Raw genomic sequence first — 15,034 nt, 5'->3', positions numbered from 1 at the left:
GTCGTCGTGACGCCATGCCCTACGGCAAGCGGGGTGAGTCATCATCATTACGGGGTTTATTGGCATCTTTACGTTCAAACTCGCCGTCAAACACATCCCCTTGCTGGCTGTCTTGCTGGAACGGGTTGCGCTCGAACGGATCGCGTTGCTGTGACTGGAACGGGTCCTGCCCACCGAAACCAGCACTAAAGCCCGCTCCAGACTGCATGCCCTGCACCTTCACGCGGCTCATTAGCTGTTTCGCCAGCCACGCACGCGGTGCCGGTAACAAGACGGCCATCCCCATGGCATCGGTCATGAAGCCCGGTGTTAACAGCAATACGCCCGCGACGGCCAGCATCACCCCTTCGACGATCTGCTGGGCCGGCAATTCACCTTGCTGCAAACGACTCTGCACCGACAGTAACGTGGCGATCCCTTGGCTGCGCACCAAGCTGGCGCCAACAAAGGCGGTAAGCAAGACCAGCCCGACGGTCGGCCATAACCCTAAAAATCCCCCCACCTGAATAAACAGGGCGATTTCGATAATCGGCACGGCAATAAAAAGTAACAAAAGTATCGGAAACACGATTTACCTCTAGCTGGTTAGCAGTTATACCCAAGCGGCCTCATCGTTTTAATATATAGACGATGATCGGTCACTTTTGCCGTCGCGCACACCACTGTGTGTTGACGCCCTCTGTATTGTCCGGATTACACGTACAAGCAACACGTTTTCTCCATCAATTTGTGAGGCAGCTTGGGTATAAACGTTGCTTTCTGCCAGCAATGGCTATCGCCACATACCCATTTCATCCCGTGCATAGCGTGGGGCGGGCTTACCTATCTTCTATATGGGGCTCCCGTGGATGATTTCAATCTTTCCCTGACCATGCGCAAGACGCATCGCGGCGATTCCCTTTCCACCCTCATAAACAGAAATTTCACATTCTGTTATATTTGGTCATTTTTCATCATAAATTCACGTGCTACTGTTAACAGTTTTTGTGAGCCATATCGCATTACAATGCAAATGTTTTCAGTCAGATTCAAAAAGTGATCTGGGTTATGTTTTTACCCCTAAAGGGGAGTATTATCGGCTTCAGATTATAGATGTCAGGTACGATCATCTAGCCAAAATCTCTGCGGAATGGATTCTAAAGTGTAAGAATTGGCTCAATATTTGAATTTAATTAGCAGATTCCCCTAAGGCTCTCCTCATGTCTCAGATGATTGATTTAGAACAAAATGAAGCAATGCTAAACAACGTTGCAACCCGTATCGAAGAAGATCTTCTTGGTGAACGTCACGTTCCTGCTGACGCTTACTGGGGTGTGCACACGCTACGTGCCGTTGAAAACTTCAACATCTCTCAAACGACAATTTCTGACGTGCCAGAATTTGTTCGCGGCATGGTTTTCACTAAGAAAGCTGCAGCAATGGCGAACAAAGAGCTAGGCGCTATCCCTTCAGAAGTGGGCGAATACATCATTAAAGCGTGTGATGTGATCCTTGAAACAGGCAAGTGCATGGATCAGTTCCCTTCTGATGTTTATCAGGGTGGCGCGGGCACGTCTGTTAACATGAACACTAACGAAGTGATCGCTAACCTTGCACTTGAACTGATGGGCAAGGAAAAAGGCGAATACGACATCGTTAACCCGAACGACCACGTGAACAAGTCACAGTCTACAAACTGTGCTTACCCAACCGGTTTCCGTGTTGCGGTATACAACAGCATCATGCAAATGCTTGACGCGTTGGCTTACCTACAAGAAGCGTTCGACGCAAAAGGCGTTGAATTTGGCGACATCCTGAAAATGGGCCGTACCCAGCTTCAAGACGCCGTACCAATGACTGTGGGCCAAGAGTTCCGTGCATTCGCTATCTTGCTAAAAGAAGAAATCAAAAACCTTCAGTACACAGCACAGCTACTACTGGAAGTTAACCTAGGTGCAACCGCTATCGGTACAGGCCTAAACGCAGCAACCGGTTACCAAGAGCTTGCGGTTCAGCGTCTTGCTGAAGTAACAGGCCTACCATGTGTACCTGCAGAAGACTTGATTGAAGCAACGTCTGACTGTGGTGCTTACGTAATGGTACACGGTGCACTTAAGCGTACTGCCGTGAAACTGTCTAAGATCTGTAATGACCTTCGTCTGCTGTCTTCAGGCCCACGCGCTGGCTTCAACGAATTGAACCTACCTGAAATGCAAGCGGGCTCTTCAATCATGCCTGCTAAAGTTAACCCTGTAATCCCAGAAGTGGTTAACCAAGTGTGTTTCAAAGTGATCGGTAACGACACCACTATCACTTTCGCAGCAGAAGCGGGTCAGCTTCAGCTAAACGTGATGGAGCCAGTTATTGGTCAAGCACTGTTTGAATCTATCGACCTACTGAAAAACGCATGTGTTAACCTGCGTGACAAGTGTATCGATGGCATCACAGTGAACAAAGAAGTGTGTGAATACTTCGTGTTCAACTCTATCGGTATCGTGACTTACCTGAACCCGTTCATCGGCCACCACGAAGGTGACATCGTTGGTAAGATTTGTGCAGAAACCGGTAAGAGCGTACGTGAAGTTGTCCTAGAGCGCGGTCTACTGACTGAAGAGCAACTAGACGACATCTTCTCTGTGCAGAACTTGATGCACCCAGAATACAAAGCTCAACGTTACAACTAATTAGTAACCTAAAGCTCGGCGGATTTTCAGGATGAAGATCCGCCTTTTTTTTGCTACAGATTCCCTTTTTAACATTTTTAACACTTCAGACAGGACAATCTTATGGTTGGTATAGAACTTTTAGTCGTTCTCGCGTTTATCTATTTGGGTGCGCGTATTGGCGGTATTGGTATTGGTTTAGCCGGTGGTGCCGGTGTGATCGTGCTTTCTCTGATTTTGGGCATGCCGACAAGCCAAAGCTACATCCCTATCGACGTTATTTTGATCATCATGTCCGTGATCACCGCGATTGCCGCAATGCAAGTGGCCGGTGGTATGGATTGGCTGGTCGAACTGGCCGAAAACTTCCTGCGTAAAAACCCGAAACACATTACGTTTTACGCGCCTATCGTGACTTACATGATGACGTTGATGGCCGGTACTGGCCACACGGCGTTCTCAACACTTCCCGTTATCGCTGAAGTCGCTAAAGAGCAGGGCATCCGTCCTTCTCGTCCACTGTCTATTGCCGTGGTAGCGTCACAAATTGCGATCACAGCTTCGCCTATCTCCGCAGCGGTTGTTTTCTTCTCAGGCCTTCTTGAACCGCTCGGAGTAGGCTATCTAACCCTACTGGCTATCTGTATTCCAACCACGTTTGTGGCGTGTATGGTCGGTGCGTTTGTGGCGAACTTCCTTGGCTGCGAACTGAAAGATGATCCTGTGTACCAAGAGCGCCTTGAAAAAGGCCTGATCAAGCTACAGGGTTCCACCAAGCGTGAAATCCCAGCGACAGCGAAGAAAGCAACATTTATCTTCCTGACTGCTATCGTGATTGTTGTGGGCTACGCCGCGGCAATTTCTGACTCTATTGGCTTGATCACCGATCCTGCACTGGGCCGTAACGAAGCCATCATGACATTCATGCTGGCAGCCGCAGCGGCTATCGTGTTCACCACCGGTATCGATGCATCGAAAATTCCATCAGCACCGACGTTCCGCTCAGGTATGACAGCGTGTGTGTGTGTGTTGGGTGTGGCATGGTTGGGTTCAACCTTCGTTAACGGTCACGTTGATGGCATCAAAGAAGTGGCAGGCGAGCTATTGAGCGACTACCCATGGATGCTGGCACTGGTTCTGTTCTTTGCCTCTATGCTGCTGTACTCACAAGGTGCAACCACCACAGCATTGATGCCTGCGGCACTGGCGATTGGTGTGGCACCGCTAACGGCTATCGCGTCTTTCGCAGCAGTAAGTGCACTGTTCGTACTACCAACTTACCCAACGCTACTGGCGGCGGTTGAGATGGATGACACAGGTTCAACTCGTATCGGTAACCTGGTCTTTAACCACCCATTCTTCATTCCGGGTGTGGTCACGATTTCAACCTCGGTTATCCTTGGTTTCATCGTGGGCGGCATGGTGCTGTAATCTGCCCCCATGCATCAAAAAGGCTGCCCTCAGGCAGCCTTTTTTGTATCAATGTCAGAGTCAGGTAAGCGCAATAAAACAGAGGCGGTATCAAGCCAGCTATCACTGCATACAATACCGAACAGAGACATCATTGAGGCTTGATATAACAGCCATTAGGAGTTAGTGAACACTTACACTATCAAGGGATTCACGACGCATCACACCGCCATAATACCGCGTTGCCCTCCCCGTTTTTCGGGATCGACAACGCGCTGCCGCTTATTGGCAAAATACATGGACAGAATACGCAGATACATCAAAGAAAAAACGACGAAGATAAAGAAGAATACATGCGATGGGGTTCAAGGGATGAACGACTGAAACGGAGTGACTCGGACGTCAGAAGAATAAGTGAAATAAGTGTCTCCGCCCCATCCTAGGGCGAAGACCGTGGATAAAAACGGATTCCCATCGTTTTTATCCTATCCGGTAACGTGTTAATCCCAACACGGTCACCGGCATCATGTCTCTTTTTTGCTACAGAGCAGGCCAGACAGGCAGCCTGCCCAAGTATAGTAGCCCTTGGGAACGCTGAACGATAGAGGTAAAAGCGTTATGCAGCGATGCAAAAATGGTATGAAATTAGACGACCTGCGCACCCTGATTGCGATTGCCCAACACGGCAGTTTCCGCGCGGCCGCCGATGCACTCGACATCCCCCCTGCGACCCTCAGTCGCCGCTTGCAGCGACTGGAAGATACACTGGGTAGCCAGTTGGTGATCCGCGACAGCCGCAATGTCGCCCTGACCCCGCTCGGGCACGATTACTACGAACGCTGCCAGCCATTATTGGAACAACTGGAAGCGGCCACTACCGAGTTGCATGACAACAGCCACAGCCAGCCGCGTGGGGCTTTGCGCATCTCCGCGCCGGTCGGGTTGCTCACCTATCAGCTTATGCCGTTGTTTAATCAGTTTCTGGCGCAGCACCCGGAGATCACCTTGTCGCTGACCCATTTGTCGAACCAACACCACGATTACAGCCCTGAGCAGTACGATGTGGTGTTTCGGGTCGGCCAACAGCCAGACTCCAGTTTCGCCGCGGCGAAAATCGGGGAATCTCAGCGTATTTTGGTCGCCAGTCCAGCCTACTTGGCACAGTTTGGTGAACCTGCTCATCCGGACGATCTCAATCACCATTCTCGCTTAGCCAGCGTGCCAGAGTTTGAGTGGGCACTGACTTGCGATAACGCCAAGCATCCCGATGAAATACTCTGGATCAACTCGCCGGTCAAAATGGCGATTGCCGATCTCAACAGTATCAAACAAGCCGCGATCCACAGTTTAGGCATTGCCAGCCTGCCGAACTATGTGGTGGACGATGCGCTGCAAAATGGCCAGCTGGCCACCATGATGGACGGCTGGCACTCGCCGCCTCGGCCGATTTATATGCTGTATCAAGGCATGGGCTACATTCCCGCCCACGTCCGCCAGTTCATCGATTTCATGCGCGACAGTCTCGTGAAGCAGCGCCCACTCGCTGACATGGACTGAAACAGAACGCTGCTCAAGGCGGTTTGAAAGGGTATAGTGAATAGACTGACACGCGATGGTGAGCCCTCTTTGATGACCCTTTTCCGCTTTGCTCCGCGCGGCCTTGGCCGCACTTTCGTCACCCTGCTCTGCGCAGGTTTACTACTCGGTACAGGCTGGCTACTCACCAGCCTGCCTGCGCAAGCCTTCGGCCAGCCCACAGAACCGACAAGGGTTCAGGTGGCAACGGTACAAGAGGCCGCTGTTCAGGTAACAACTACGGCACAAACTCTGGCGCTAACTCAGGCGAGAGAGACGACCGTTGAAACGACGGCTGTAATGACGACCCCCTCCAGCGAAGTGTTTACTTACTTACAGAACACGTCTTCACCAGGGAATCACACCGCCTTACCCGCTTCATCCCCCCCTGCCTCCCAACAAGATCAACTGGCCTCAGGGCTGGCCGAGCAATGGTGGACACCGCTGCTGTTCTTGGCACTGGGTGTCGGATTAGCCTTCACACCGTGCGTGCTCCCCATGTACCCCATCTTAAGCAGCATCGTGTTGGGCAACGGACAACTCAGCCACCGCCGCGCTTTTGGCTTGGCCTTCACGTACGTACAGGGCATGGCGCTGACCTACACCGTACTGGGGTTAGTGGTTGCTTCGGCAGGCATGCAATTTCAGGCCGCGATGCAGCATCCGTACATCCTGATCGGCCTCAGCGGCCTGTTCGTGGTGTTGGCACTGTCAATGTTTGGCGCGTATACCCTGCAACTGCCCAGCCGCGTACAAACCTGGCTCAATGGCCTCAGTAACCAACAACAAGGGGGCCACCGTGGCGGAGTCTTTGTGATGGGGGCGATATCCGGTTTAGTCTGCTCCCCCTGCACCACCGCCCCGCTTTCCGGCGCGCTGATTTATGTCGCGCAAAGTGGGGACTTACTGACCGGCGCCATTGCCCTGTACGCCTTGGCGATCGGCATGGGGATTCCCCTGATGTTGGCGGCCATGTTTGGTAACAAGCTACTGCCCCAAGCGGGACCATGGATGACGTACGTTAAAACCGTGTTTGGCTTTGTTCTGCTCGCCGTGCCGCTGTTTTTGCTCGAACGCATCCTGCCCGCACACATCATGCCAATACTGTGGGGCAGCTTAGGGATCGCCACCTTTGGCTGGCTGTACTACGTGAAGATGATGCTCGATAAGGCACAACAGCGTAAAACCGGCCAAGCCAAAACACGGTTAGATCAGAAAGCCCCCCTCCGTACGTGGCACAGTTCCGCACTGGGTGTGGTGGCGTTTTTAGGGATGTTTGCCTCTGCCGTGCCGATTTACCAGCAGCTGGTCGACATATCGGCCGCCTCTCCTGCCGTGAGCGTGACCTTCAAGCGTATCGAGAATATTGATGATTTGGCGATCGCCTTGGAAGATGCCCGCGCTGAGGGCAAACCGGTGATGCTCGATTTCTACGCCGACTGGTGCGTGGCATGTAAGGAATTTGATGAGCACACGTTTCACGATCCCGAGGTGGCGCAGCAGTTGGATCACTTCGTCCTGTTGCAAGCGGATGTCACCGCCAACACCCGCACCGATTTCGAGCTGCTACAAGACATGGATGTGCTCGGCCTGCCGACGGTCGATTTCTGGGATGCCGAGGGCAACCGTCTTGAGCGGGCCCGCCTGACCGGCTTCACGAAGGCGGCGCCTTTCCTCGCTCACCTTCGCGATCATCAGCTCTACACGCCCCCGTCGCCTTAATCGGGCTTCTTAATCGGGGATCTTAACCGGCAAAGACAAAAAAAGCGTCTGAGAAATCAGACGCTTTTTTTTATTGACCATAAACGGTGAGTGAGTATGTCTGCTGACAGCTCACGCTTCGCTTTCTCTCATGGCATCACAACATCACGGTACTCGGTACTCGGTACTCGGTACTCGGTACTAAGTATCAGGATCTGGCTGCCAGACCACAATCTCTTCCGTCTCACGCTCATGCAGGCTATCAAGCTGTTGGGTCAATGCTCGCTTAAACTGCTTAGCCGACACATCCGGCTGCCATTCCATCACCAAGCCTTTCACCAGCACTGGCTTTTTCAGCCGCGCCTGAATCGTGTCATCGCAACTTTGGTGAATCAGCCCTTGCAGACGTTCAACCACCACGCGTGCCCCGTCGAGATCCGTATCGGGCAGTAACACCACAAATTCATCCCCATTCAAACGGGCCAGAAAATCACGCGGGCGGAAAATGCCCCGTCGCAGGCTGCGCCCCACTCGCTTTAGTACGGATTTCGCCGCGTCCTGTCCGTAAGTCATGCCGTACCAACGCAAGGGATCAATGGTTAATGACACCAAGGTCAATTGTTTGTTTTCACGGCGTGCCGACAACACCTCACGCTCAATCACCATGTCGAAATGCTTGCTGTTTTGCAGGCCGGTCAGGGGATCAATCAGCGCCACATTGGTCAATTCCAGCCGCAAACGCTGCTCTTCATAACCGTGCCACACCGACGAATGGAACCAGAAATAGAGGTATTCCCGCACCATGATGACAATCAACAACCGCACCAGCACCGTGAACAGAATCAAGGATTCCGGCATCCCCGTCACCACCATGTCCGACACCACCCAGGCCACCAGCACCGGTAACACCGCCAGGTATGTCGCACTCCGGTAACTGAAAAAAGCGATAACGGCAATGATGATAAACAGATCGCTGTACAGCGCCACGGAAGCCAGATGGGTACCGTAAAGCGGCAAACTGAATAACCCCGCCCAGCCGCAGCCATACACCCCCGCCAATATCGACGAGATGATCTGCCAGCGCTGCATGGCGGGCAACGTCTGCTGAAGCAACGCCAGTGCCCCCAGTACCGCCAACACCGACACCGCAATCCAAAGGAGGGTGCCCTCCGCGGCGGCCGGCACCGCAGTGCGCACGGCAAACACTTCAATCGTGACCAACAAAAACAAGGTGAAAAATGTAAACGAGGCTAACTTCCAGCCCTGCCGCTGACGAAAATATTGCTGAAATTCAAAATAGCTTTGCCCATCCATATCCGTGGTTAACAACGGGGCCATAATCCATGCTTCTCAAAAAGGTAAAATGCTTTAATTCACAGCGACCGCGTGGGGGAAAACTTAACGTCTCGAGATCTCAAATTCATGATCATCAATGATCCAGCACTGATCTTGCGTGTTAACAAATTGATCTCTTTTTGCACCAATGATAGCGTGGTAAAAAACAACAAGATGTATCTGCACATGGACGCTCACTACACCATCGTTATTGCCGACGACCACCCGTTGTTCCGTAATGCGCTGTTTCAATCAGTGCACATGGCCATCAGCGGCGCCACACTGCTTGAAGCAGACTCCCTCACCAGTTTACTGACCTTGCTGGAAAAAGATCCCGAGGTCGACTTACTTCTGCTTGATCTGAAAATGCCCGGTGCCAATGGCATGTCTGGCCTGATCCAGTTACGCAGCCAATACCCGGATCTGCCCATCGTGGTCATTTCTGCCAGCGAAGAAACCAACGTGATCCGCCAAGTTCGCAGCCATGGTGCGTTTGGTTTTATCCCCAAATCCAGTGATATGCGGGCGTTGATCAGCTCGCTCAACCAAGTGCTTGATGGGGAACCGGTCTTCCCGGACGGGCTGGGTGAGGTTGATGCCGAATACCACGCCCTCACCGAACGCATTGCCGCCCTCACCCCGCAACAATACAAGGTGTTAGGCATGCTCTCCGACGGGTTACTCAACAAACAAATCGCCTATGAGCTCAATGTGTCGGAAGCCACCATCAAAGCCCACATGACCGCGATTTTTCGCAAATTAGGGGTAAAGAACCGCACCCAAGCGGTCATCTTGCTGCAACAGATGGATCTCACACCGCAATAAAAAAGGGAAAAAATGCCTGTCGCTATATAGACCTTTGGCTAAGACGGCTTTTTCCGTATAGACCCCAATCCCTGCTCAAACTCACAAAATCGCCGCCAGAACGGCGATTTTGTCGTTCTCCGCTCGACTAAAGTTGGACTGTGCCACGCGCCAAACGTTGCTATTGTCATCTCGTAACATTTCATTAACGTAGAAAGTAACGACATGAAAGGAGATAAGAATGGCGTTTGAATCCAAGGAGCAGGCACAAGCCTACTGGAAAGAAAACCTCGCCACGATGGGCTCGCTACTGGCCATCTGGTTTCTCGTGTCTTACGGCGCCGGCATTATGTTTGTCGATGCCCTCAACCACATTCAATTTGGGGGCTTTAAGCTGGGCTTCTGGTTCTCACAACAAGGTTCCATTTACACGTTTGTCGCGCTGATCTTTGTCTACGTGGTGCGTATGAATGCGCTTGACCGTAAATTCAACGTACAGGAAGACTAAGGGAGAGAGTCATGGAAATCCAAACTTGGACATTTATCTTGGTCGGCATCACGTTTGCCGTCTACATCGGCATCGCCATCTGGGCACGTGCCGGATCCACCAGTGAGTTTTACGTCGCCGGTGGCGGTGTCCACCCGATTGCCAATGGCATGGCGACCGCCGCGGATTGGATGTCAGCCGCATCGTTCATTTCAATGGCCGGTATCATCTCTTTCATCGGTTACGATGGCGGTGTGTACCTCATGGGCTGGACCGGTGGCTACGTGCTCCTTGCGCTCTGTCTTGCGCCTTACCTGCGTAAGTTCGGCCAGTTTACCGTGCCGGATTTCATCGGGGAGCGTTACTACTCCAAAACCGCCCGTATGGTGGCCGTGTTCTGTGCCATCTTCGTCTCGTTCACTTACGTGGCCGGTCAGATGCGTGGTGTCGGCGTGGTGTTTGCCCGCTTCCTGGAAGTGGACATCAACATGGGTATCATCATCGGGATGGGTATCGTGTTCTTCTACGCGGTCTTGGGCGGCATGAAAGGGATCACCTACACCCAGGTAGCTCAATTCTGTGTCCTCATTTTTGCTTTCCTGGTTCCTGCGATTTTCACCTCTATCATGATCACCGGTAACCCGGTGCCACAAATTGGCCTCGGCTCTACCGTCAGCGGCTCAGAAACCTATGTCCTGGATAAACTCGATGGCTTAACCACAGAACTCGGCTTCACCGCCTACACCGACGGCTCGAAAAGTATGGTGGATGTGTTCTTCATCTGTGCCGCACTCATGGTCGGTACGGCAGGTCTGCCTCACGTTATCATTCGCTTCTTCACCGTGCCACGCGTAAAAGATGCCCGTATCTCTGCTGGTTGGGCACTGCTGTTCATCTCTCTGCTGTACACCACCGCACCGTCTGTGGCCGCGTTTGCCCGCGTCAACATGATTGAAACCATTAACGGACCAGACATGAAAGGTGTCGCGGCAGAGCAAGCCCCAAGCTGGGTGACGAACTGGGAAAAAACCGGTCTGGTTAAATGGGAAGATAAAAACAACGACGGCAAAATGTTCTACTCTGGCGATGAGCGTAACGAGATGGACATCAACCGTGACATCATCGTACTGGCAAGCCCTGAGCTGGCAAGCCTGCCAAACTGGGTCGTTGCCCTGCTGGCAGCGGGTGGCTTAGCCGCGGCCCTATCAACGGCAGCCGGTCTGCTACTGGTGATATCCACCTCTATCTCGCATGACTTACTGAAGAAAGGGTTCCGCCCGAACATGACCGACAAACAAGAACTGCTGGCTGCCCGTATCGGTGCTGCTGTAGCGATTGTCGGGGCCGGTTACCTTGGGATCAATCCACCGGGCTTTGTGGCACAGGTGGTCGCGTTCTCCTTCGGTCTGGCAGCCGCCTCGTTCTTCCCGGCCATTATTCTGGGTATCTTCTATAAGAAGATGAACAAAGAAGGCGCGATTGCAGGGATGATCACCGGTATTGCTTTCACCGCGACCTACATCATCTACTTCAAGTTCATTAACCCAGCCGCGAGCACACCAGAAAACTGGTGGTTCGGTATCAGCCCAGAAGGCATCGGTACGCTCGGTATGTGTCTGAACTTTGTCGTCTCGATTGTTGTGAACAAGTTCACTGCAGAAGTACCTGAAGATGTTCAAGAGATGGTGGAGTCAATTCGTTACCCGAAAGGCGCTGGCGAAGCACACGATCATTAATCGTCAGTATCGAGCAGCGAGATCCTAGAACCTAGATTCTAAAATCTAGGAACTAGAAACTAGAAACTAGAAACTAGAAACTAGAAACTAGAAACTAGAAACGTATTCCAACACACCTCCTAACGACAAAACGGCGCCCGAAGGCGCCGTTTTTATTTGGGGGTATATCGCGAACAGGGCGATAAAAAAGCAGGCCGTTAGAACAAGCCTTTCTTCTTCACCTTACGCATACTGGCAATTTGTTCGCTCAGGTTCGGGCCGGCATCCGGCTCCGCCACAGGCTCTACCGATGCCGCTTTTACACCACTGTGTTGCAGCGCTCGGATCATCTGGCTTTGGGCAGAAATCAATGCCTTCAGCTCGGCAATTTCTGCCGCCTGACTGTGCGCCTGATGCTGCGCCTGCATTTCACTGGCCAACTGCGCCACGATATCGGCCGTCAGATCTGCCTTCAAGCTCGCCATCTCATCCTGCATCGCAGACAGGGCATCACCCTCCGGCTTGTCAGGGGTTGCTATGGCATGTTGCAAGCTATCCAACTGGGTCGAAACCGACTGCTGAAAACGGGCCAATTCCTGGCTTAGCGCCGCCTGCTGATCATCCGCTTTTTCTGCAACCGTCGCTTGCCCCGGCAACACCAAACCACACATTTTCAGCTTCTGCGCCAACATCTCCATGTGGATCGTCTGCTCAGATAACACCGCGGATAATTGGCTGGTCAATGCCGGGCTCAGCAAATGCAAAAACAGCCCGGATAAATAGATATCCTTATGCCGATGCAGGTTGTGATGCAGCTCTTTGCCCGCGCTTGGGGTTTCGACTAACTGTCGACGTTCTTCCACCCAGCGCTGCATAATGCCGACCGCATAACGGTCAGCATCGGAATTCACCGGATCAAGAAAGAGAGAGCAATTAACCCGCTTGAGCTGATTAGTCATCAGCAACCTCAATGAGGGTCTCTGGGTTGACATCCACATCGATGTCATCAGCGTGGTACATGCACAATTCACGCGCCAAGGCTGACTGTGATTCATTGATCAACACCACGCGCTCACCCAAGGTCGCATACGCTTCGGCAATCGCAGGGTAAATCAATGGTGCGCCGCCGCCCACCAAGTACACACGGTTCGGGTTCTTGGCAAACTTCTTCGCTTCATGCGCAACTGCACTGCCTAGCTCGGCTATCTTGTTTTCGATCTTGGTCAGAATGGTGTCGATTTGCGATTCATCATTCACGACTTCTTTGACAAAATCCATGTTGTGACGGTGCTTGATCAGCTCGTTCGCCACCAAGTAGCTCGCATCGCTGTCTGCGGCTGCCAACGCTTTACGCGCCGCATCCGTCACCATAGACACACCAATTTCTTTGTTACCGTACACCGCTGACACGTCATCAAACTCGCCAACTACCACGCCCATATCCAGCGTTGTGCCACCACAGTCAATCACCAGTGAACGGGTAAACTCATTGCAGTTTGAGTTCATCAGGGTAGACAGAACCGCCGGTACGCTTTCCGGCATCACGTTCACGTCCACAATCTGGAACAGTTCGCCTTTGTTCAGTTCAATCGCACGCATCAGGTTCTGGCGTTTTTTCTCGATATTCGCTTCATCACGCTGGCAATCTTCCGGATCATAAAATTCCGTGATCGGCAGTGTCACCACCAAGGTCACCGGACAAGGCGTAATACCCGTTTGTAGCAACGCATGGTGTACCGCCAACAAGTTCAGATCATCGTACTGGTAATCCACGTGCGTGGTTTCCAGTGCTTTATCTGAGGTGGCATCATAGGTGTATTTCGTCGTACCAATAGTGTAGTTATACACCTGCTTATCACGGCGCAATGCGGCACTCTTCCAGTCTTTACGGAAAGAGTTCGGTGAAACAATGGTCTTTAGCTGGTTTTGTTCAATCCAGCTTACCTTTACATTGGTAGAACCATCATCCACGGCAATGGTTAACGTTGATACCGTCATAATACGCACTCACAAAAAATAATATAAAAACGGTGGGGTACGGGTGACTCAACAACAGATTCAGTCATAAAAGGCGACCCCACAAAAATACAATCTGCCACACACCGAAAGCTCAAGGCGCATAGCCGTCAAAAAAGTATGCTACTGGCGATTAGTTATCGGCAACCTTGAGCAAAAGTAAAGGCAACATGGCCAAATCCACATCAAGTTTTTTCGCTAATCCTGCATATATCGTATCAATACGCGAACCGTGTTGGCGGCTACGGTAATAAGAACTCACCACCAACGACAGATCATCGATATTCAGTGCGTTACCCGCACCAATCAGCCCTAGCACACCGCGCAGGTAAATATAATCCAGTAACATCGCGCGAAACTGCGTGGCAGGGGTTTCCGATGGGAAATCTGTGTTGTACATCTGGTAAATAAAGAAATTGCCCCATACCGTCGGCTGTGTCATGACAAAGTCGCGGTAACTGGTTTCTAGCCCTTGTGTAAAGCGCTGCACCTGCAATGGCTTATCGTCTCCTGCGTCATCAAGCCCCAATGCGATACGCTCACGCAGTTGCTCATAACGTCGGTGGGATTGCGCTTTCTCTGTCAATACCGACCATGCAAACTGCCCATTCAGCGTCTTCAGAATACACTCAACATTAAAGGCGGTGGTTGACGGCATATTATCGAAATACGCCCCCACCTCACCGGAGACTACGTGATCGATCACTTGTGCTAACGCGCTTTGCTGATCGTCTTGGGTCGTATCAACACTCTCTAGGCGGTTCAACACCATACCAAGAGTAAACAAGCGCTTATCGAGAGGCATAGATTCATCGCCCAGCAACTGCAAAAACAGATCGCGCACAATATCCATGTACCACGGCGGGTTATACACCGGCGCAACGAAACCTTTTTTCAATTCCGTATTAAAAGCAAACTGCATCGCCTCCGGATCAAGCAACACCTTACGTACCACTTCAGGGCAAGACAGCGACAACGAATGATGCACCTGATTGCCACGGACATGCTTCAAACGCGGATAAATTCGGCAGGTGTTCGAGAGGCGCTCAGGGCCATGCTCTTTGTGTACACGGCATAACCCCTTACCGTCACGCAATGAACAAAAACCCTGATCATCAAGCTTAATCGAGGCATAAGCTTTCTGCCCTGGTGTGCGCAAAAAAATCGCTTTCGCTTCATGCCGAAAGACACTTTTCTGCGTCATGAACTGATAAGTACCTTTATCAATATCGATTTTCCAACCGTAACAGCAGTTATCTTCACACTTATCGGCGATGCACTGAAAATGCTGATAAAACGTGGGGGTTACTATGGTCTGTGGCGCTACGGCGGCATTGTTTTTTTTCATT

General features: G+C 51.8%; 11 protein-coding genes and 1 pseudogene. 7 read left to right on the top strand and 5 right to left on the bottom strand.

Annotated features, from left to right (window positions below; all coding sequences use genetic code 11):
* Nucleotides 1-19 precede the first annotated feature (19 nt).
* Entirely contained in the window at nt 20-568 is a 549-nt protein-coding gene (locus ACSF8W_RS20320) for an FxsA family protein (RefSeq protein WP_500848958.1), read from the bottom strand.
* A 631-nt stretch (nt 569-1,199) separates the two neighbouring features.
* On the opposite strand from ACSF8W_RS20320, the gene aspA reads away from it, so the two are divergent.
* The 4 genes and pseudogenes from aspA to ACSF8W_RS20300 form a co-directional block, all read left to right on the top strand.
* Nucleotides 1,200-2,663 carry an aspartate ammonia-lyase gene (gene aspA, locus ACSF8W_RS20315; RefSeq protein WP_500848957.1) on the top strand — a complete coding sequence of 488 codons (1,464 nt, stop codon included), beginning with the start codon at nt 1,200-1,202 and terminating at the stop codon, nt 2,661-2,663.
* A gap of 102 nt (nt 2,664-2,765) precedes the next feature.
* Nucleotides 2,766-4,073: an anaerobic C4-dicarboxylate transporter gene (locus tag ACSF8W_RS20310; RefSeq protein WP_500848956.1), complete on the top strand. Its 1,308-nt coding sequence runs from the start codon at nt 2,766-2,768 to the stop codon at nt 4,071-4,073.
* Nucleotides 4,074-4,691: 618 nt separating this feature from the next.
* Nucleotides 4,692-5,609, top strand: coding sequence for a LysR family transcriptional regulator (locus ACSF8W_RS20305; protein WP_500848955.1), 918 nt, complete (start codon nt 4,692-4,694; stop codon nt 5,607-5,609).
* A 393-nt stretch (nt 5,610-6,002) separates the two neighbouring features.
* Nucleotides 6,003-7,349 (top strand): annotated as a pseudogene (locus ACSF8W_RS20300) (protein-disulfide reductase DsbD); the annotation flags it as partial.
* A 180-nt stretch (nt 7,350-7,529) separates the two neighbouring features.
* Here the strand turns inward: ACSF8W_RS20300 and ACSF8W_RS20295 are convergent.
* Nucleotides 7,530-8,666, bottom strand: a complete 1,137-nt coding sequence (locus tag ACSF8W_RS20295; protein ID WP_500848954.1) for a GGDEF domain-containing protein — start codon at nt 8,664-8,666, stop codon at nt 7,530-7,532.
* A 183-nt stretch (nt 8,667-8,849) separates the two neighbouring features.
* Between ACSF8W_RS20295 and ACSF8W_RS20290 the strand changes: the two genes are divergently transcribed.
* The 3 genes from ACSF8W_RS20290 to ACSF8W_RS20280 all read left to right on the top strand — a co-directional run bounded on the left by ACSF8W_RS20290 (nt 8,850) and on the right by ACSF8W_RS20280 (nt 11,690).
* Complete coding sequence (locus tag ACSF8W_RS20290; RefSeq protein WP_500849013.1) at nt 8,850-9,488, top strand: response regulator; 639 nt, start codon at nt 8,850-8,852, stop codon at nt 9,486-9,488.
* Between the two features lie 220 nt (nt 9,489-9,708).
* Entirely contained in the window at nt 9,709-9,975 is a 267-nt protein-coding gene (locus ACSF8W_RS20285; RefSeq protein ID WP_500848953.1) for a DUF4212 domain-containing protein, read from the top strand.
* A gap of 11 nt (nt 9,976-9,986) precedes the next feature.
* Nucleotides 9,987-11,690: a sodium:solute symporter family protein gene (locus ACSF8W_RS20280; RefSeq protein ID WP_500848952.1), complete on the top strand. Its 1,704-nt coding sequence runs from the start codon at nt 9,987-9,989 to the stop codon at nt 11,688-11,690.
* A gap of 197 nt (nt 11,691-11,887) precedes the next feature.
* On the opposite strand, the gene ACSF8W_RS20275 is transcribed toward ACSF8W_RS20280, so the two are convergent.
* The 3 genes from ACSF8W_RS20275 to fliB form a co-directional block, all read right to left on the bottom strand.
* On the bottom strand, nt 11,888-12,628 hold the full coding sequence (locus tag ACSF8W_RS20275) for a hypothetical protein (RefSeq protein WP_500848951.1): 741 nt from the start codon (nt 12,626-12,628) through the stop codon (nt 11,888-11,890).
* On the bottom strand, nt 12,621-13,667 hold the full coding sequence (gene parM, locus ACSF8W_RS20270) for a plasmid segregation protein ParM domain-containing protein (protein WP_500848950.1): 1,047 nt from the start codon (nt 13,665-13,667) through the stop codon (nt 12,621-12,623). Before parM ends, ACSF8W_RS20275 begins: the two co-directional genes overlap by 8 nt.
* A 151-nt stretch (nt 13,668-13,818) precedes the next feature.
* Nucleotides 13,819-15,033, bottom strand: coding sequence for a flagellin lysine-N-methylase (fliB, locus tag ACSF8W_RS20265; protein ID WP_500848949.1), 1,215 nt, complete (start codon nt 15,031-15,033; stop codon nt 13,819-13,821).
* Nucleotide 15,034 lies beyond the last annotated feature (1 nt).

The organism is Photobacterium sp. 270122K (assembly GCF_059941365.1).
The sequence above is the reverse complement of the archived record's forward strand: the minus strand, read 5'-3'. Positions and strand labels throughout refer to the sequence as shown.

Bases quoted from the DNA above. Each gene is read 5' to 3' on its own strand.
- parM (WP_500848950.1), bottom strand. From the start codon at position 13,667: ATGACGGTATCAACGTTAACCATTGCCGTGGATGATGGTTCTACCAAT.
- fliB (WP_500848949.1), bottom strand. From the start codon at position 15,033: ATGAAAAAAAACAATGCCGCCGTAGCGCCACAGACCATAGTAACCCCC.
- aspA (WP_500848957.1), top strand. From the start codon at position 1,200: ATGTCTCAGATGATTGATTTAGAACAAAATGAAGCAATGCTAAACAAC.
- ACSF8W_RS20295 (WP_500848954.1), bottom strand. From the start codon at position 8,666: ATGGCCCCGTTGTTAACCACGGATATGGATGGGCAAAGCTATTTTGAA.
- ACSF8W_RS20305 (WP_500848955.1), top strand. From the start codon at position 4,692: ATGAAATTAGACGACCTGCGCACCCTGATTGCGATTGCCCAACACGGC.
- ACSF8W_RS20280 (WP_500848952.1), top strand. From the start codon at position 9,987: ATGGAAATCCAAACTTGGACATTTATCTTGGTCGGCATCACGTTTGCC.
- ACSF8W_RS20285 (WP_500848953.1), top strand. From the start codon at position 9,709: ATGGCGTTTGAATCCAAGGAGCAGGCACAAGCCTACTGGAAAGAAAAC.
- ACSF8W_RS20275 (WP_500848951.1), bottom strand. From the start codon at position 12,628: ATGACTAATCAGCTCAAGCGGGTTAATTGCTCTCTCTTTCTTGATCCG.
- ACSF8W_RS20290 (WP_500849013.1), top strand. From the start codon at position 8,850: ATGGACGCTCACTACACCATCGTTATTGCCGACGACCACCCGTTGTTC.
- ACSF8W_RS20310 (WP_500848956.1), top strand. From the start codon at position 2,766: ATGGTTGGTATAGAACTTTTAGTCGTTCTCGCGTTTATCTATTTGGGT.